19 protein-coding genes are annotated in these 17,211 nt (G+C 66.9%); 3 read left to right on the top strand and 16 right to left on the bottom strand.

The window, feature by feature from the left end; translation table 11 throughout:
* Positions 1-259: 259 nt before the first annotated feature.
* The 12 genes from ACH46_RS17310 to ACH46_RS17365 form a co-directional block, all read right to left on the bottom strand.
* Positions 260-886: a hypothetical protein gene (locus ACH46_RS17310; protein WP_062394022.1), complete on the bottom strand. Its 627-nt coding sequence runs from the start codon at positions 884-886 to the stop codon at positions 260-262.
* Entirely contained in the window at positions 886-1,869 is a 984-nt protein-coding gene (locus tag ACH46_RS17315) for a hypothetical protein (RefSeq protein ID WP_062394023.1), read from the bottom strand. The genes ACH46_RS17310 and ACH46_RS17315 overlap by 1 nt, the downstream gene beginning before the upstream one ends.
* Entirely contained in the window at positions 1,833-3,263 is a 1,431-nt protein-coding gene (locus ACH46_RS17320; protein WP_062394024.1) for an MCE family protein, read from the bottom strand. Before ACH46_RS17320 ends, ACH46_RS17315 begins: the two co-directional genes overlap by 37 nt.
* A complete protein-coding gene (locus ACH46_RS17325) occupies positions 3,263-4,516 on the bottom strand; it encodes an MlaD family protein (RefSeq protein WP_062394025.1) in 1,254 nt (417 codons plus the stop codon). The genes ACH46_RS17320 and ACH46_RS17325 overlap by 1 nt, the downstream gene beginning before the upstream one ends.
* A complete protein-coding gene (locus tag ACH46_RS17330; protein WP_062394026.1) occupies positions 4,516-5,772 on the bottom strand; it encodes an MCE family protein in 1,257 nt (418 codons plus the stop codon). The genes ACH46_RS17325 and ACH46_RS17330 overlap by 1 nt, the downstream gene beginning before the upstream one ends.
* A 1-nt stretch (position 5,773) precedes the next feature.
* Positions 5,774-7,027, bottom strand: a complete 1,254-nt coding sequence (locus ACH46_RS17335; protein WP_062395584.1) for an MCE family protein — start codon at positions 7,025-7,027, stop codon at positions 5,774-5,776.
* The gene (locus ACH46_RS17340; RefSeq protein ID WP_062394027.1) at positions 7,024-8,079 is read right to left on the bottom strand and encodes an MCE family protein; all 1,056 of its coding nucleotides are present in this window, start codon (positions 8,077-8,079) and stop codon (positions 7,024-7,026) included. The genes ACH46_RS17335 and ACH46_RS17340 overlap by 4 nt, the downstream gene beginning before the upstream one ends.
* Positions 8,072-9,196: an MCE family protein gene (locus tag ACH46_RS17345; protein WP_062395582.1), complete on the bottom strand. Its 1,125-nt coding sequence runs from the start codon at positions 9,194-9,196 to the stop codon at positions 8,072-8,074. The genes ACH46_RS17340 and ACH46_RS17345 overlap by 8 nt, the downstream gene beginning before the upstream one ends.
* A gap of 66 nt (positions 9,197-9,262) precedes the next feature.
* Positions 9,263-10,114 carry an MlaE family ABC transporter permease gene (locus ACH46_RS17350; RefSeq protein WP_062394028.1) on the bottom strand — a complete coding sequence of 284 codons (852 nt, stop codon included), beginning with the start codon at positions 10,112-10,114 and terminating at the stop codon, positions 9,263-9,265.
* A 3-nt stretch (positions 10,115-10,117) separates the two neighbouring features.
* Positions 10,118-10,882: an MlaE family ABC transporter permease gene (locus ACH46_RS17355; protein WP_062394029.1), complete on the bottom strand. Its 765-nt coding sequence runs from the start codon at positions 10,880-10,882 to the stop codon at positions 10,118-10,120.
* Positions 10,883-10,978: 96 nt separating this feature from the next.
* A complete protein-coding gene (locus ACH46_RS17360; RefSeq protein WP_062394030.1) occupies positions 10,979-11,869 on the bottom strand; it encodes a 3-oxoacyl-ACP reductase in 891 nt (296 codons plus the stop codon).
* A gap of 85 nt (positions 11,870-11,954) precedes the next feature.
* On the bottom strand, positions 11,955-12,149 hold the full coding sequence (locus ACH46_RS17365) for a ferredoxin (RefSeq protein WP_062394031.1): 195 nt from the start codon (positions 12,147-12,149) through the stop codon (positions 11,955-11,957).
* Between the two features lie 136 nt (positions 12,150-12,285).
* On the opposite strand from ACH46_RS17365, the gene ACH46_RS17370 reads away from it, so the two are divergent.
* Genes ACH46_RS17370 through ACH46_RS17380 form a run of 3 tightly spaced genes read left to right on the top strand, consistent with a single transcriptional unit; the run spans position 12,286 to position 16,157 of the window.
* Positions 12,286-13,497 carry an acyl-CoA dehydrogenase family protein gene (locus ACH46_RS17370; protein WP_062395586.1) on the top strand — a complete coding sequence of 404 codons (1,212 nt, stop codon included), beginning with the start codon at positions 12,286-12,288 and terminating at the stop codon, positions 13,495-13,497.
* A 26-nt stretch (positions 13,498-13,523) separates the two neighbouring features.
* The gene (locus ACH46_RS17375) at positions 13,524-14,636 is read left to right on the top strand and encodes an acyl-CoA dehydrogenase family protein (RefSeq protein ID WP_062394032.1); all 1,113 of its coding nucleotides are present in this window, start codon (positions 13,524-13,526) and stop codon (positions 14,634-14,636) included.
* A gap of 3 nt (positions 14,637-14,639) precedes the next feature.
* Positions 14,640-16,157: an AMP-binding protein gene (locus ACH46_RS17380; RefSeq protein WP_062394033.1), complete on the top strand. Its 1,518-nt coding sequence runs from the start codon at positions 14,640-14,642 to the stop codon at positions 16,155-16,157.
* Positions 16,158-16,206: 49 nt separating this feature from the next.
* Here the strand turns inward: ACH46_RS17380 and rpsR are convergent, their stop codons facing one another.
* From rpsR to rpmB, 4 genes are read right to left on the bottom strand one after another with little or no spacing between them, the layout of a single operon-like run.
* A complete protein-coding gene (gene rpsR / locus ACH46_RS17385) occupies positions 16,207-16,419 on the bottom strand; it encodes a 30S ribosomal protein S18 (protein WP_062394034.1) in 213 nt (70 codons plus the stop codon).
* Positions 16,419-16,724, bottom strand: coding sequence for a 30S ribosomal protein S14 (gene rpsN, locus ACH46_RS17390; protein ID WP_062394035.1), 306 nt, complete (start codon positions 16,722-16,724; stop codon positions 16,419-16,421). Before rpsN ends, rpsR begins: the two co-directional genes overlap by 1 nt.
* A complete protein-coding gene (rpmG, locus tag ACH46_RS17395) occupies positions 16,724-16,894 on the bottom strand; it encodes a 50S ribosomal protein L33 (protein ID WP_226995888.1) in 171 nt (56 codons plus the stop codon). Before rpmG ends, rpsN begins: the two co-directional genes overlap by 1 nt.
* The gene (gene rpmB / locus ACH46_RS17400) at positions 16,891-17,127 is read right to left on the bottom strand and encodes a 50S ribosomal protein L28 (RefSeq protein ID WP_062395588.1); all 237 of its coding nucleotides are present in this window, start codon (positions 17,125-17,127) and stop codon (positions 16,891-16,893) included. Before rpmB ends, rpmG begins: the two co-directional genes overlap by 4 nt.
* Positions 17,128-17,211: the final 84 nt, after the last annotated feature.

Genomic DNA, 17,211 nt, shown 5'->3' on the forward strand with positions numbered 1-17,211 from the left:
CGCAGCGACGAGCCCCCGGTCGTGTTCTGAAACTCCACTGCCTTGGATCGGTGGATCCGATGGACGGCTGGCAAGGCGGAGGAGGGAGGCATAGCGGCAGCTATGTCGACCGACGACAACGCAGCCAGGCGTTCATCGGGCCGCCGAGACAGGCAAAGGGAGTTTCATAACACGACCCGGGCGAGGAGCGAGGACTGCGGAGGCGGCGTGATCAGCGAACCGCCGCGCGCGAGCGGGGCGGGTCGGAACAGAACCGAACTCAACCGGCAGGCTGAGTCGGCTGCGCCGGAGTCGTCTGCGCCGGAGCACTCTCCGAAGGCGGTCCGGGAATCGGAACCGCGTTGGTCGGTGGAGTGCCGTCGCCACCACCCTGCACGTTCTGGTTCAGGCTGTCGTCCTCGAGGATCTCGATCTCGTTGATCTTCCAGGTGTCGCCCTGCTTCTCCATGGTGAAGACGACGCGGCTCGCGGCGATCTGGACCTCGGCGGCGTCGTTGCGGGTGGACGACTGGTTGATGAACAGCAGCACGCGTGCGGTGTCGCGAGTGTTCTCGATGACGCCGGCGCCCTGGATCTTGAGCTGGGTGGAGACGCCCTGCGACTTGACGTTCTCGGCCACCTTCTCGCGAACGATGTTCTTCTGGTACTCCGTCTTGGCCGTGCCGACCAGGCGACCCATCGTCGCGTTGACGTTGGCGTCGATGGTCTTGGGGTTCCAGCTGAACATGTCGACGACGTAGGTCTGCGCGGCGTCGAGCGCCGAGTCGCGGGCCCGCTCCTCGGCGGATGCGTTCGCGAACATGACGCCGAGGACGACGGTCACCGCGATCACTGCGACCGAGACGAGGGCGAGTGCGACGAGCAGCCAGCGCTGCGCGCGGCTCATCAGGCGACCCAATCGAGGTAGGTCATCTTGGGCTCACCGTTGATGCGGGTGATGTCGACGCGGAGACGGAACGACGCCGACTGCGCGGCCTTCGGATCCTTCTTCGGGTGCCCGGTCCAGTCCAGGACGATCAACACGGATCCCTCATCGGCGGTCGCTTTCGACACCGCGTCGGCCAGGACCGTCGTCTTGGTGACCATGTCGCCCTCGCGGATCATCTTCGCGGTGTTCTTCATGTTCTCTTGGAACATCTGCTTCGCTCGGCCGCTGGTGTTGGCCATGACGTTCTTGTACATCTGATCGGCGTTGTCGGGGTTCAGGGTGAACATCGAGACCACCATGTTCTGGGCGAACGTGGAGTACTCGGCGCGCAGTTCCCGATCCTTCTTGATGTGGTAGTACTGCACACCGAAAACGGTCGACAGCACTACGCCGGCCACCAGCAGGAAGGCCGTCGAGGCGACGGCGATGAGCGTCCACGCGGAGCGATCTCCGGCGTCTCGCCCGGTGGCGGACTTCCGCACCACGGCCCGCTTACGGCGTCGCTCCCGGTACTCGGCGTTGCGAGCGAGTTCATCGGCGTCGGGTTCGACTGCGGCGGCCTCATTCTCGTCGGCCCCATCCTCGTCGGTCTCGGCCTCATCGGTCCCGGCATCGATGGCCACGAACGCATCCGGCTCGCTCGCCGAATCGCCGGCGGGCTCGGACTCCTCCACCTCGGTGCCTGCGTCGACCACAGTGTCCGGGTCGTCAGCGCTGTTCGGTTCGTCAGCGGCGTCCTGGTCGGCAGCGGTGCCGTCGTCGGCCGCAGCGGTCTCGACGGTCTCGTCGACCGGCGGGGTCGCCTTGGCCGCCTTCGACTTCTTCCGGCGGGCCATCGGGCTGGACCGTCGGACCACCTTCTGCTCAGGCTGTTCGGACCGGGATTCGGCGTCGTCCGGGGAGTTCAGGACTTCACCGTCTTCGTGATCAGGTCGTACCATTTCGTCTTCTGACTGTCCGTAGTCGGCTTCTGTGCGGCGTCCGTGGTGTACGTCTTGCCGTCGGGGCCGATGAACTCGCCGGTCGTTGGGTCGTAGGTGGTCGCGTACACGGCCGGGCCGGCGTCGTAGTCGCCCGGCGTACCCGGAACGACGTAGCCAGCGGGCTGCTTCGGCAGGTTAGTTCCGGGGAAACCGTTAGGCAGTGCCACATTGTCCCGAGCGGACGGCTTGAAGCCGGTCTTGCACTCGGCCGGAGTCGGGGCACGGCGGCCAGGGTACTCCACGCACGGGAAGTTACGAGCGCCGCGAACCGACGACTGGGCGTCCTGCGGGAGACGGCACAGCAGGCCCGGCGGAAGGTCCCGTGCGTCCTGTGCGGACGGGAACCGCCACTGGTCGGGCGGCAGGAAGCCGACGGTGCAGGTCGGCGGATCCTGGAAGCCGAGCGTGAAGTTCACATTCGGCCCGTGCCGGTTGGAGCCGGAGTTGATCGCGGTGATCAGCGCCGACAGCACTCGCGGGTACAGGACGATGGTCTGCCGCAGATTCGGCAGGTACACGGCCATCGTGTGCGCAGCCACCGACAGATTCGAGATCGCCAGCGGGAACGACTGGTTCATGTCCTGGAACAGCTTCTGGCTCTGCGCCGCGACACCGGGCCCCTTATCAAGGATGTCGGTGATGTCGGGGCGGCTGGCGCGGAGCTGGTCGGTCACGCGGGTCAGGCTCTTGGTCCACGACCGGATCTGATCGGCGGTGCGGTTCTGCGTCGCCATGATCGGACCGGCCTGGTCGACCAGGTCGATCACGCTGTCGACGTTCTTGTCGAGCTCGCCGACGAACAGGGTCATCGAGTCCATGAGTCGCTGCAGGTCCTGCCCGGTGCCGTTGAAGGCGAGGAAGGCCTCATCCATCACCGACCGGAGCTTGGTGTCGCTGACCTCATTGAGGAGTCCGTCAGCTTGGTCGAGCATCGCCGAAATCTCGACGGGCAGGTCGTCGGAGGTGATGGTGTCGCCGTCGCGGAGGTTCGACTCCGACGGATCCTTGGGCGGGGTGAACTCGACGAACTGCTCGCCGATCGCCGACACGCTGCGCACCGAGGCCTTCGCATCGGACGGGATCTCGGTGCCGGAGTCGATCCTGAGGTCGGCGGCCACGCCGGTGGGAGTCAGCCGAACCCCGGTCACCTTGCCGACGTTCTCGCCGCGGAAGCTGACGTTCGCGTTCTGGTACAGGCCGCCTGTCGACTTCAGGTCCAGCGTCACCGTGTAGCTGCCGATGCCGAACATCTTCGGGATCTGGATGTAGAACACTGCCATCGCGACCATCGCGATCACGGTGACGATGCTGAAGATGATCAGCTGCATCCGAACGAATTTGGTGATCTTCATCAGTTGCCGCCCCGCTTCTTCGGCAGCAGATCAGTCAACGACGGGTTGCCCGGATCGCTCTGCTTCTTCTGCTTGATGCCCGGCTGCGGAGCCTTGTAGGGGTTCGCTCCCCCGCGGGCGGCGCCTGCGGGCTTGCCCGAGACCACCTCGGGCCCGACGGTGGTCGTCACCGACGCGAGCATCGTCTTGTTCAACCGACTCCAGGTCAGGTCCAGGACCAGGTCGGAGTTCACGTAGTCGCCCTTGATGATGGTCGGGATCTGCTCCTCCAGGAACGGAAAGGTCAGCAGGATGCGCAGCGAATTCGCGAGCGCCGGCCCGGTCATCGACAGCTGCTGCAGCAACTCCCGCAGGTTGGGCACGATCACCTTGAGGTCGTCGCTGTTCTTGTCGAGAACCTGGTTGGCGGTCTTCGACAGCTTGCCGACGCTGTCGAGGGCGTTGGTCAGGTTCTGCCGCTGATCGACGAGCAGCTGCAGGATCCGCGGCCCGCTCTCCAGCGCGCGCTGGACGGTCGGGGTCTGCTTGTTGATGGTCGCCGAGAGCCGATCCAGACCCTCCATGGCGCTCACGATGTTGCCGGTCTGCGAGTTCAGATCGGTCACCAGCGTGTTGAGTCGCGGGATCAGCTTCGAGAGGGTCTCCTCGTTGCCGCCGAAGACCTTGCTCAGCTCGTTGACGACATCACCCATCTGCGAGAGGCCGCCACCGTTGAGGACCACCGACAGCGAGCTCAGCACCTGCTCGGTGGTCGGGTACATGCACGGGTCCACGTGCTGCGCGGACGTGACGTCCGGGATCTTGTCCGGCGACGTCTGCGGCAGGTTCTCCTGCTTCGGGCAGTTCGGCAGCGACAGCGAGCCGCCGTCGGCGACGAACTTCCCGGTGGGCTTCTCCGGCGGCACGATCGCGATGTGCGACGAGCCCAGGACGCTGGTCATGCCGATCATCGCGTGTGAGCCGACGGGAACCTTCACGCCGCCGTTCAGCCGCATCGTAACGCGGGCGCTCCACTTCTCGATCGTGATGTCGCCGATGCTGCCCACGGTCGCGTCGTGCATCATCACCGGTGCGTTGCGCACCAGTCCGGCGGCCGACGGGATCAGCGCGGAGATCTCGTACGCATCCGCACCGGTGCCCGCAGCGCCGATCGCCGACAGCGTCGAGACGCTGTTGCTACTGCATCCGGCGGTGACCGGCACGATGATCAGGGACGCGGCCGCCAGGGCGGCGACCATCCTCTTCGACCTCATCAGCCCTCACCTCCGAACGGCACCAGCAGCTTGGTCAGCGGATCGGGCATCGCCTTGCGGCTGGCGGCGTCGCGCTTGCGGACACCGGCCTGAGCGCGCGCCTTGGTGTCGTCGTTCTGGTACGTGATCTGGTTGGGCGTCGCCGTCCGACCGATCACCGGGTTCGCCATGAACGGCGGGTAGTTCACGACGAGATCCTTCAAGACCGGCGCCAGCAGGTCGACGCACTGTTCGATGTCGGCTTCGGTGTCACCGGGGCGGTTGGTGGACGCCATGGTGCCGCACAGCAGCGAGATCAGATTGTTGCCCATGCCGAGGCCGAAGACGCCGTCGAGCGAACCGGTCAGCGGGTTGTAGATGTTGAAGAAGTTGGCGAGCTGGTTGGGGGCCGAGTGCAGCAGGCCGCGCATCTGCTCGTCCTTCTTCTTCAGCGTTCCGGTCAGCGTCGCGAGCTTGTCCATCGTCGAGGCGACGGTCCCGCTGTTGCGTCCGAGGAAGCTCTCGAGCTCGCCGATGGCCTCGTTGAGGTTGGTCATCGCGTCACCGAGCTGATCGCTGCTGTCCGAGAGGACGCTGCTGACGCTGGCCATGCGGCCGTTGAACTGCACCAGCTGCTCGTGGCTCGTCGAGAGTTCGTCGGTCAGCTTCTGCAAGCTCTTGATGGTCGCGAAGACGTCGCCGCGGTTGTCGGACAGGGTGCCCATGACCCGCGACATCTCCTTGATGGAGCCGGCGATGGCCGTACCGTTGCCCGCGAGGTTCTTGTCCATCACGTCGATGGCGTCGGCGGCGGTGCCGCGGTCGGCGCCCTGCGGGCCGACGGCCTTCGAGAGGTCGTCGAGCTGCTTCTTGACGTCGTCCCACTCCATCGGGACCGCGGTGCGTTCCATCGGAATGGTGTCGCCGTCAGCGAGCTGCTTGCCCGTGGTGAACACCGGTGTCAGCTGGATGAACCGGCCGGACACCAGCGACTGCGCCACCACGACGGCCTTCGCGGTGGCCGGAATCGGGGTGTCGTCGTCGATCCGCATGGTGACCTTGACGTCGCCGCGACGCGGTTCGATGGACGTCACCGAACCGATCTTGACGCCGATCACGCGCACCGGATCGCCGCTGTACAGGCCCGTCACGGACGGGAAGTAGGCGGTGATGGTGCGGGTGGTGGCCTTCTGGACGCCGATCAGGACGACGGCGGCGAGCACGGCCACCGCGACGACGGCCGCGATGACGGTCCACGTTCGTTTCGAGAGGCTCATGTCAGTCTCCCGTTCCATGTCGCTGACCCGGTTTCAGGTCCTTGTTGTTCTGCGGTGCCTGCGGGATCGGCGTCGGGTACTGACGCTTCGGCTTGGGTCGGGTCGCATCGGGTGCGCCGACCGGCGGTGCGGGCGACCAGTTCTTCGGGAACAGCGGGTTGCCCGAGTACTCGTAGAAGTAGCGGGCGGCCTCCGGGTACTTCTTCTGCAGGACCTTCAGGAAGGCGCCAAAGTAGTCGCCGAAGGTCGGGATGCCGACCAGGGACGAGAAGTACGGGCCCGAGCTGACGGCCTCGCCGAGGATGTTGGCGTAGGGGCCGAGTCGGTCGATGGCCTTGCTGAAGTTGTCGGCGTTGTCGTTGAGGATGTCGACGACGCCGTTGAACTTCTCCAGCACGGGCTTCAACTGCTCGTTGTTGTCGTCGACGAACTTGGAGATCTCGGCGGTCACGTCGCGGGTGCCGACGATGACCTGGCGGATCGCCTCGCGACGCAGGTTCAGCTCGCCGAGGAGCGCGTTGGCGTCGACCAGCATCTGCCTGATCTGCTTGCTGCGGTCACCGACGATCTCGGTGACGCCGCGTGCGCGTCGCAGCAGATCGTTGAGCGCGTTGTCGCGGTCGGCGATCGCCTTCGACAGTCGGCTGACGCCTTCGACAGCGCCGCCGACGTTGGCGGGCGTCTTCGAGAACGTCTGGGTCAGCGTCGCGAGCGCCTTGTTGAGCTCGTCGGTGTTGGTCTCTTCGAGCGTGTTGGTCGCGTCGTCGAGCGCATCGGTCAGCGAGTACGGCGACACCGTCGAATCGATCGGAATCGATCCGCCGGGGCGGATACGACCGGTACCGATCGGAGTGATCGTCAGGTTGCGTCGGCCGAGCACCGTCTCGGTCTTGATCGAGGCGCGCGTGCGGTCACCCATGATCACCGTGTCGTTGAGACGGAAGTGGACCTTGGCCTTGAGTCCGTCGTCGGTCTTGGCGAGGTCGATGCCCTCGACGGCGCCGACCTTCACGCCTGCCACCATCACGATGTCACCGGTGACGAGGCCGCCGGCGTCGTCGAAGTACGCGTCGTAGGTGCTGACCTGAGCCAGGAACGGCAGGCGATCCATCTGCATCGCCATGACGACGATCATCGCGGTCAACAGGACGCCGATGAAACCGACCTGGTACTTGGGCCGACCGGCCCGCGCGAAGGGCTTCGGCTTCGGCGCCTTCTCGGGTTCGGTACTCGGGTTCTCCGGGTTCTCGCTCAACTCGCGCACCTCCCGCCTGCCTTGGTCGAATCCCCCATCACGTCGATGGCGGTGAAGTAGTACTGGGTGTTGCCCGGACCGGGGAGCAGCAGGCGGATGCGGCAGAAGTAGATCTGCAGCCAGGCGCCGTAGCTGCCGAGGTTCGAGAGCATCTTGAAGTCGCCGGGCAGCCTGCCGAGGAGGTCTCGGATGAAGTCCTCGCTCTTCAACGCTTCCTCGCTGGTCTTGCCGATCGCGGTGATGCTCTTGGTCAGATCGGGTTCGATCACGTTCATCAGGCTCGCGAGTCCGGTGGTGGCCTTACCGGCCTGCGTGATCGAGTCGCCGATCACGTCGCGGTCGCCGGAGAGTCCGGTGATCAGCTTCTGCATGCGGTCCACGCTCTGATCGAGCCCCTTGTGGTCGGCCTCCAGGGTGCCGAGCGTCTGGTTGAGGTTGTCGATGACACTGCCGATCAGGCGGTCCCGGTCGGCGATCGTGTTGGTGAACTCCGCGGTGTTGGCGAGCAGGTTGTTCAGCCCGGCGCCCTGCCCTTGGAACACTGCGATCAGGGCCGACGACAGCTTGTTGACCTGCTCGGCGTCGAGCGTCCGGAACAGCGGCTTGAATCCACCGAGGAGGTTGTCGAGGTCCAGCGCCGGTTCGGTCTGGCCGACGGGGATCTCGTCACCCGCCGACAGCGTCTTGCGGATGTCGCCGGTGCCCGGCTGCAGTTCCAGGTACCGGTCGCCGGTGAGGTTCTGGTAGCGGATCAGGGCCTGCACGGACGTCGGCAGCCGATAGTTGTCGTTGACGCTGAAGGTGACTCGTGCCTGGTTGTCGCGGGTCAGCTCCACACTGCTCACGCTGCCGACGTCGACGCCGGCGATCTTCACGACGCTGCCGTTCTTGAGCGCTGATGCGCTGGTGAAGACGGCGCTGTACTTGTCGCTGCTGCCACCCTGGTACCGGCTGAACACCAGCACCAGGCCGACGAGGACCAGGATCATCGTGACGGCGAAGGCGCCGAGTTTGATGACTGTCGCGCGGAATGCGCGTGCGCGACTATCCACGAGGGGTACCTCCGAACAGCAACTGGAAGAGCTTGCGCGACTCCACCTTGGGGGTGGTGCGCGGCTGGTAGGGATTCGGGGCGTTGTCGACCACGTAGAACGGGATGTGCTCCTTGGACTGGACGTCGCTCAGGCCTGCCTGGCAGGTGGGCGGGCCGTCACCGCGGACCTCGGGGAGGTCGTTCGGGTAGCGGTAAGGGTCCTGACCGGGGATCAGGCCGGCGTCGAGGAGCAGCATGCCGTTCTTGCCGCCCAGGAGCGGCGTGGCGATGTCGGCGGCGTCGGATGCACCGGTGATGAAGCAGCGGAGGCCGGGAGCCTGCCTGCCGAGGAGTCGGGAGACCGGGTTCAGGTCGGTCAGCGTCGCCATCAGGTCCTTCTTGGAGCGCGAGAGCACCCCGTTGATGGTGTTGCCCATGCCGGTGACGTTCATGAGCAGGGAGTCGAGGTTGGCCGCGTTGTCGACGAACGTGTTGCCGACGACGGTCGCGTTGTCGACCACCCGCATCAGATCCGGCATGGCGTCGGCGTAGACGTTCGTGGCGCCGGCGGCCTCCGTGAGGAGCCGATTGAGCTCGGGCAGGTGCGGGTTGGTCTTGCCGAGGATGTTGGTGAGCTTCACCAGCGAGTCGCCGATCTGCTGGCCGCGACCGGACAGTGCCTCGTCGACAGCGCCGATGGTGATGTTCAGCTTGTCGGGCTGGAGCTTGGCGAGGACGTCGACCAGCTGCTGGTACACGGTGTTCAGTTCGACGACCACGTGGTCGGCCTTGATCTGCGAGCCCTTGCCGAGCTGCCCCTTCGCCCCTTCCTGGGGGATCACCAGGTTGACGGCCTTGGCACCGAAGATGGTGTTGGACTTGATGTCCGCCGTCACGTTGGCGGGGACGTACTTGAGCTGATCGGTCTGCATCTCGAGCTCGATGCGCGCCCGGTCGCCGTCGGTGGTCACCGAGCCGACCCGGCCCACCTCCACGCCGCGCAGCTTCACGCGTGCGTCGGGGTTCATCACCAGGCCTGCGCGGGGCGCGAACAGGGTGACGTTGGTGGTGCTGGAGAACCAGCCCAGGAATTGTCCCGACGCCAGCGCGACGATGCCGATCAGCACGCCGACCATGACGACGGCCGCGATCTTCCGGGTGCCGTTGCTGTACCCGTGGTTGCCTCTGCTTGCCATCTCGAGTCAGCCCGCCAGGTTGAAGTTGCCGTCGGCACCGTAGATGGCGAGCGACGTGAGGAGCGTGATGACGACGACCACGACCAGCGACGCGCGGACCGCGTTGCCGACCGCGACGCCGACGCCGACCGGGCCGCCGGAGGCGTTGAAGCCGTAGTAGGTGTGGATGAGCATGACGGCCACGGCCATGCAGATGGCCTGGACGAACGACCACAGGATGTCCGACGGGATCAGGAACGTCGAGAAGTAGTGGTCGTACACGCCGGACGACTGCCCGTACAAGAAGACGGTCGCGAACCGGCTCGCGAGGAACGACGCGAGGGCCGCGAGCGAGTACAGCGGGATGATCGCGACCAGGCCTCCGACGATGCGGGTGCTGACCAGGTACGGGACCGACGCGATGGCCATGACCTCGAGGGCGTCGATCTCCTCGGAGACGCGCATGGCGCCCAGCTGTGCCGTCGCGCCGGCGCCGATGGTGGCGGCGAGCGCGATGCCGGCGATCACCGGGACGGCGATGCGCACGTTGATGAAGGCCGAGAAGAAGCCGGTGAGGGCCTCGACGCCGATGTTCGCGAGGGAGTTGTAGCCCTGGACGGCGATGGTGCCGCCGGTGAACAGCGTGAGGAAGCCGACGACGACCACCGTGCCGCCGATCATCGCGAGCGCGCCGGTGCCCATGGAGATCTCGGCGATCAGTCGCAGCGTCTCCTTCTTATAGAGGCGCAGGGCGCGCGGGATCGAGATGATGGCGTCCCAGTAGAAGAGCGCTTGGTCGCCGATCTTGTTCCAGTCCTCGCCGAAGCGCTTGAGCGCGACGCGGGCGGTGAGCAGTCGTGTAGTGCCAGGAAGAACCATCAATCAACCCATCGTCGCCTTGAGACCGACCGCGGTGACGACCACGTTCACGACGAACAGCGCCATGAACGAGTAGACGACGGTCTCGTTGACGGCGTCACCGACGCCCTTGGCTCCGCCCTTCACATTGAGGCCGCGATAGCAGCCGACGAGGCCTGCGAACAGACCGAACAGGGCTGCCTTGACCATGGAGATGACCAGCTCGCCGAGACCGGTGAGCAGCGTCAGGTTGGCGATGAAGGCGCCGGGGTTCACGTCCTGCAGGTACACCGAGAAGATGAAGCCGCCGGCGATGCCGATGGTGCAGACCAGGCTGTTGAGCAGCAGCGCCACACCCGTCGACGCGATGACGCGCGGGACGACGAGGCGGTGGATCGGGTTGATGCCGAGCACCTCCAGCGCGTCGATCTCTTCGCGGATGGTGCGCGCACCGAGATCCGCGCAGATGGCGGTCGCACCCGCACCGGCGACGATGAGGACGGTGACGATCGGACCGATCTGGGTGATCGTGCCGAGTGCGGCGCCGGCGCCGGAGAGGTCCTGCGCACCGATCTCGCGGAGCAGGATGTTCAGCGTGAAGCTGACGAGAACGGTGAACGGAATCGCGACGAGAAGGGTCGGGACCAGGGAGACGCGGGCGATGGCCCACGACTGCTCCACCGTCTCCCGCCACTGAAATGGCCTACGGAACAGCTCTCGGGCTGATTCCACCCCGAGGGAGACGAACTCTCCTACGCCGTTCATCGGGGCCGCGAGCTTACTCGACAAAACCCCTCCTCCCGCTCCGATGCTGGCAACGTACCATGTGGACGAAATTGTGCTCGGCGTTACAACCCAAGCCGACACACTCTAGGGAAATGCGTGCTAATCCATCAAATCTGACGCCGAGAACGTGCCACGCTCTTCGGGATTCGCGAAGTACCCGCCCATCGCTTCGCCCAGCGCGTCGGGCGACCACTGGTCGCCGTCGGCCGCGAACACTTCTTGCACCTTGGGTGCCGCCATCAGACTGACCTTCGGTCCGTAGACCACAAAGACCTGACCGGAGACGTTCTGTGCCGCCGGGCTCGCAAGGAAGCGCACCAGGGTCACCACATGGTCCGGCGACAGCGGATCCACCTGGCCCTCGGGGGCGTCCCCGAACACGTCGGCGGTCATCGCCGTCCGGGCGCGCGGGCAGATCGCGTTCGCGGTGGCGCCGTAGCGGGCCAGCGCACGGCTGGCCGAGACGGTGAGCATCGAGATGCCGGCCTTGGCCGCCGAGTAGTTGGCCTGTCCCGCGCCGCCGAGCAGCGCGGCCTCCGACGAGGTGTTGATGAGGCGACCGAAGACGGGAGCGCCCGCGGCCTTCGACTCCGCGCGCCAGTGGGCTGCGGCGTTGCGGTTCAGCAGGAAGTGCCCACGCAGGTGAACGCGCTGCACCAGGTCCCACTGGTCGTCGGTCATGTTGAACAGCATCGCGTCGCGCGTGATGCCCGCATTGCTCATCACCACGTGCAGGCCGCCGAGGCCTTCGACGGCCACGCGCATGATCTCGGTCGCGGTCGCTGAGTCCGAGATGTCGCCGGCCACCGGGACGGCCTTGCCGCCGAGTGCCGCGATCTCGTCGAAGACGTCACTGGCGTCGAGCGCCTGCTGCAGATCGTTCACGATGACGGTGGCACCGTCGCGCGCAAGACCTATGGCCTCCGCGCGTCCGAGACCTGCACCCGCACCGGTGACGACCGCGACCCGACCGTCCAACGATTCACTCACTTGAATTCCCTTCGATCCGCCAAAACTAGAACTTGTTCTAACACAGAAGTCCCCGAGTGGCGAACAGATCGGGCACGAATGCGAGTCAGTCGTCGACGATCGACAGCGCCGAGCGGGGGCAGCTGGCGACCACCTGACGCATCTCCTCGCGACGCGACTCGGCGACGTCGTCGGTGAGAATCAGCAGGTAGTCGTCGTCATCGAGCTCAAAAACGTCGGGTGCCATGCCGACACAGACGGCATTGGACTCACACAGGTCGTGGTCAACGGTGATACGCATCAGGTTCTCCTCCGATCGGGGTCCGCGACAGTTGACGGACTCGACATCTACACGTTAGAACGTGTTTCAATAATAGGGAACCACCCCGGGATACGAAAGCGCGACCCGACGGGTGAACGGCAACGGCGGGAGAGCCATGCAGATCGCCTACACGCAGGCACAGGAGGAGCTCCGTGCCGAGCTCCGCGCGTACTTCTCGAATCTGATGACCCCGGAGCGGCGAGCCGCTTTGACCGGGGGCGACGGTGAGCTCGGCGAGGGCGACGCCTACCGCGACGTGGTGCGCCAGATGGGTCAGGACGGCTGGCTGGCCCTGGGCTGGCCGACGGAGTTCGGCGGCGCCGACCGCTCGATGATGGATCAGCTGATCTTCACCGACGAGGCCGCGATAGCCGGAGCACCCGTCCCCTTCCTGACCATCAACTCGGTGGCGCCGACGATCATGCACTACGGCACCGAGGAGCAGAAGAAGTTCTTCCTCCCGAAGATCGCGGCCGGCGATCTGCACTTCTCCATCGGCTACTCCGAGCCGGGCGCGGGCACCGACCTCGCCGCGCTGCGCACCACCGCGGTGCGGGAGGGCGACGAGTACGTCGTCAACGGCCAGAAGATGTGGACCTCGCTGATCCCGTACGCCGACTACGTGTGGCTGGCGTGCCGCACCGATCCCGATGGGGCGAGCGAAGCGACGGGAGATCGACGCCGGTCGAAGCACAAGGGCATCTCGATGCTGATCATGCCCACCACTGCGGAGGGCTTCTCCTACACCCCGGTCCACACCATGGCCGGCGTCGACACCAGCGCCACCTATTACCAGGACGTGCGGATCCCGGTGTCGAACCTGGTCGGCGAGGAGGGCGGCGGCTGGGGCCTGGTGACCAACCAGCTCAACCACGAGCGCGTCGCCCTGTGCAGCGCCGCCCCCATCCAGACCGCGTTGCGCGAGACTCTCGCCTACGCGACCACCGAGGTCGACGGCCGTCGCCCGGCCGACCAGGCGTGGGTGCGCGCCAACCTGGCCCGGGTCCACGCCAAGGTGGAGTTCCTGAAGTTGGTCAACTGGAAGATCGCGTCGATCGCCGCGTCGGGAGGCTCGCCGTCGCCCGCGGACGCGTCCGCGACCAAGGTGTTCGGCACGGAGTTCGCGACCGAGGCCTACCGGCTGTTGATGGAGGTGGTCGGACCGGCCGCCACCCTCCGCGCGGGCAGCCCCGGCGCCCACCTCCTCGGTCGCCTGGAACGCTTCCAGCGCACCTCGCTGATCCTGACCTTCGGCGGCGGCACCAACGAGATCCAGCGCGACATCATCGGCATGCTCGCCCTCAAGCTCCCCCACGCCCGCCGCTGACCGGCCGCAGATTTAAGGACTCACCCATGGACTTCACCCCCACCGAAGCGGCGACCGACCTGTCGAAGCTGACCGCCGACATCGTGTCCCGGATCAGCCCGGCGGAACGAGTCGCCGACCTCGAGGCCGAGCGCGCGCCGATCGACGAGCGTCTGTGGTCCGAGGTCGCGGCCGCAGGCCTGCTGGGCCTCGCCGCACCCGAGACCGTCGACGGCGCAGGCCTGACCACGCTCGAGACGGTCGCCGTCGCCACCGAACTCGGCCACGGCCTGGCTCGTCTCCCCTACGGCCCGCACGCCCTCGCCGGCGTCCCGCTGATCGCCGAGCACGCGAGCGACGAACTGTCTGGGCGACTCCTGTCCTCCCTGGTCGACGGCACCGTCGTGCTGTCCGCTGCCGTCGAGGAGGACGGCAACTACGACGCCGCCGCGCCCCGCACCCGCCTGACCGGGTCGGCATTGACCGGCGCCAAGGTCAACGTTCCGTACGCGGCGGCAGCGGGCGTACTGCTGGTGACCGCCGCCGCGGACGACGGTGCCGCGCTGATCGCCGTGCCCACCGACCGTGACGGTGTCAGCATCGTCGAGACCGTCGCCACCGGCCTCTCCCCCGTCTACACCGTGGAGTTCGACGGTGTGACCGTCGACGAGGCGGAGGTGCTCGGCGGAGGCGGCGCGACCGTCGCGCAGGCGCTGGACCTGCTCCGGCTCGGCGTGGCCGCCGACCAGGCGGGCACCGTCGAAGCCGCTCTCGCCGCGACCGCGGAGTACGCCCGCGAACGCGAGCAGTTCTCTCGCCCCATCGGCTCGTTCCAGGCCGTCGCACAGCGGTTGGCCGACGGCTACATCGACGCGCAGGCGCTCTCGTTGACCGTCACGCAGGCCGCATGGCTGCTGTCCGGGCTGGCCGACGCCGAACCCGGTGAGCCGACGGCCGCGATCGCGACCGCCAAGTTCTGGGCCACCGAGGCCGGACATCGGGTGGCGCACACCGCCGTCCATGTGCACGGCGGCGTCGGCCTCGACACCAGCTATCCGGTGCACCGCTACTTCCTGCGCGCCAAGCAGAACGAGTTCACACTCGGCAGCTCGCCCGTCGTGCTCGACGAGCTCGGCGACCTGCTCACCGTCGAGCGCTGACGCATGACCGCTCCCGCATCGTCGGTCACCGACGCCCGCACCCTCGCCGACCTGCTCGGCGGTCTCGCCGACGTGGACGACCGCGGCCTCTACTTCGAAGGCGCGTTCGTCTCGTGGCGGGATCACCTCGCCGCCAGTCGACTGCGGGCGTCGGCACTGCGGGGGCGGCTCGATCCGGCACGACCGCCGCACGTCGGCGTGCTGCTGCCGAACATCCCCGAGTTCAGCCTCCTGTTCGGGGCGGCCGCACTCGGCGGCTTCGTCCTCGTCGGCCTCAACAGCACCCGGCGCGGCCAGGCCCTGGTCGACGACGTGCTCCGCGCCGACTGCCAGCTGGTGCTGGTCTGCGACGAGACCGCCCCACTGCTGCCGAACGTCAAATCCGTGCCGACGTTGAACATCGACGATCCGACGTGGACCGAGCTGCTCGAATCGGCGCCCGACCGGACGCTCGGCGACGTGTCGCCCGACGATCTGCTGATGCTCATCTTCACTTCGGGCACCACGGGCGACCCGAAGGCGGTGCGCTGCAGTCAGCGGAAGTTCGCGGCGCCGGGCGTGATGCTCGCGGACCGTTTCGGACTGGGCTCGACCGACGTCGCCTACCTGTCGATGCCGATGTTCCACTCCAACTCGTTGATCGCCGGATGGTCGGTCGCGGTCGCCGCGGGAGCGTCGATCGTGCTGCGGAAGAAGTTCTCCGCCAGCGGGTTCTGCGACGACCTCCGTCGCTACGGCGTCACCTACGCCAACTACGTCGGCAAGCCGTTGCACTATGTCCTCGCGACACCCGAACGCGACGACGACGCAGACGTCTCCCTCCGCATCATGTACGGCAACGAGGCGGGCGCCGCCGATCGCGCCGAGTTCCAGCGCCGCTTCGACGCTCGGGTGGTGGACGGCTTCGGCTCCACCGAGGGCGGCGTCTCCATCACCCGCACGCCGGACACCCCCGATACCGCGCTCGGTCCGCTGCGGGCGCCGAACGCGGTCGTCGACCCGGAGACCGGCGAGCCGTCGCCGGTCGGGACGATCGGCGAGATCGTCAACGCCGACGGCCCAGGCCTGTTCGACGGCTATTACGGCGACGACGCAGCGACCGCCGACCGGCTCCGCGGCGGCATGTACCGCACCGGTGATCTCGGGTGGGTGGACGCCGACGGCTACGTCTACTTCGCCGGCCGCATCGGCGACTGGCTCCGCGTCGACGGCGAGAACCTCGGGACGCGCCCCATCGAGCAGATCCTGTTGCGGCACCCGCTGATCCGCGAGGCGACCGTCCTCGGCGTCCCCGCCGAGATCGGCGAGACCGTCGGCGCCGTCCTGGTGGCGCCGGGCCTCGACCGTGCATCGCTCGACGAGTTCCTGCGCGCGCAGGACGATCTCGGCCCCAAGCAGTGGCCGACCACTGTCTGGCTCACCGACGAGGTCCCCGAGACCGCGACCTTCAAGACGGCCCGTGCCGCGCTGGCGGCGTCGTTGGGCGAGCCGAGCTGGCGGTCGGACCCCCTCGCCGGTTGAGCGCCCTTCGACAGGCTCAGGACCCGCGAAAGCGGGTCGAAACCCCTTCTCACCAAGCGCGACCGGCCGACACCGGCAGCAGCGCCATCTCCCTCGCGTTCCGCACCGCGGTGGCGAGCTGCCGCTGCTGCTGCACCGACAGCCCGGTCACCTCGCGCTTGCGGATCCGCCCGCGATCAGTGAGGAAGCGGCGCAGCGTCGCGGTGTCCTTGTAATCGAAGGTCAGGGTCGGATCGGCCTTGCGCTTCTTGGTCTGCTTCATCACCAGCTCGCTTTCTGAATGCCGGGCAGTTCGCCGCGGTGCGCCATCTCGCGGAACCGGACGCGGGACACGCCCGCCTTCCGGAGGTAGCCGCGGGGGCGACCATCGACGGCGTCGCGGTTCCGTAGCCGCGTCGCACTGGCATTGCGCGGCTGCTTCGCGAGCGCCACCTGCGCCGCCCGCCTGGCCGCAGCGTCCCGGGTCGGGTCCGCGATCGTCTTCTTCAGCTCGGCACGTCGTTCTGCATACCGCTCCACCACCGCGCGACGCTGTCGGTCGCGCGCGATCTTCGACTTCTTCGCCATCAGCGGTCCTCCTTGAACTCGACGTGCCGTTTCACTATCGGGTCGTACTTCCGCAGGACCAGCCGGTCGGGGTCGTTGCGACGGTTCTTCCGGGTCACGTAGGTGTAGCCGGTGCCGGCGGTCGAGCGGAGCTTGACGATCGGTCGGATGTCGGTGCTCTTCGCCATCAGACCCGCTCCCCTCGCTGCAGCATGCGTGCGACCACCGCATCGATCCCGTCCCGGTCGACCACCTTGATCCCCTTCGCACTCACGCGCAGGGTCACCGAACGCCCCAACGACGGCACCCGATAGGTCTTCCGGAACAGGTTGGGGCGCCACTGCCGTGACGTCCTCCGGTGCGAGTGCGAGACCTGCTTTCCGAACCCGGGAACCCGCCCGGTCACCTGACATCGTCCTGACATCACCACTCCTTAACGACAATGATTCGCATTAATGACGGAGGTGAGACTACAGTGGCGAACCAGTAAATGAAAATGACTATCGAT

This window comes from Gordonia phthalatica, assembly GCF_001305675.1.
In the GTDB taxonomy this organism is placed as follows: Bacteria; Actinomycetota; Actinomycetes; order Mycobacteriales; family Mycobacteriaceae; genus Gordonia; species Gordonia phthalatica.

Excerpts from the sequence above, each read along its gene's own strand:
- ACH46_RS17310 (WP_062394022.1), bottom strand. The coding sequence starts at position 886 with ATGAGCCGCGCGCAGCGCTGGCTGCTCGTCGCACTCGCCCTCGTCTCG.
- ACH46_RS17315 (WP_062394023.1), bottom strand. The coding sequence starts at position 1,869 with ATGGTACGACCTGATCACGAAGACGGTGAAGTCCTGAACTCCCCGGAC.
- ACH46_RS17320 (WP_062394024.1), bottom strand. The coding sequence starts at position 3,263 with ATGAAGATCACCAAATTCGTTCGGATGCAGCTGATCATCTTCAGCATC.
- ACH46_RS17325 (WP_062394025.1), bottom strand. The coding sequence starts at position 4,516 with ATGAGGTCGAAGAGGATGGTCGCCGCCCTGGCGGCCGCGTCCCTGATC.
- ACH46_RS17330 (WP_062394026.1), bottom strand. The coding sequence starts at position 5,772 with ATGAGCCTCTCGAAACGAACGTGGACCGTCATCGCGGCCGTCGTCGCG.
- ACH46_RS17345 (WP_062395582.1), bottom strand. The coding sequence starts at position 9,196 with ATGGTCGGCGTGCTGATCGGCATCGTCGCGCTGGCGTCGGGACAATTC.
- ACH46_RS17350 (WP_062394028.1), bottom strand. The coding sequence starts at position 10,114 with ATGGTTCTTCCTGGCACTACACGACTGCTCACCGCCCGCGTCGCGCTC.
- ACH46_RS17365 (WP_062394031.1), bottom strand. The coding sequence starts at position 12,149 with ATGCGTATCACCGTTGACCACGACCTGTGTGAGTCCAATGCCGTCTGT.
- ACH46_RS17370 (WP_062395586.1), top strand. The coding sequence starts at position 12,286 with ATGCAGATCGCCTACACGCAGGCACAGGAGGAGCTCCGTGCCGAGCTC.
- ACH46_RS17375 (WP_062394032.1), top strand. The coding sequence starts at position 13,524 with ATGGACTTCACCCCCACCGAAGCGGCGACCGACCTGTCGAAGCTGACC.
- ACH46_RS17380 (WP_062394033.1), top strand. The coding sequence starts at position 14,640 with ATGACCGCTCCCGCATCGTCGGTCACCGACGCCCGCACCCTCGCCGAC.
- rpsR (WP_062394034.1), bottom strand. The coding sequence starts at position 16,419 with ATGAAGCAGACCAAGAAGCGCAAGGCCGATCCGACCCTGACCTTCGAT.
- rpsN (WP_062394035.1), bottom strand. The coding sequence starts at position 16,724 with ATGGCGAAGAAGTCGAAGATCGCGCGCGACCGACAGCGTCGCGCGGTG.
- rpmB (WP_062395588.1), bottom strand. The coding sequence starts at position 17,127 with ATGTCAGGACGATGTCAGGTGACCGGGCGGGTTCCCGGGTTCGGAAAG.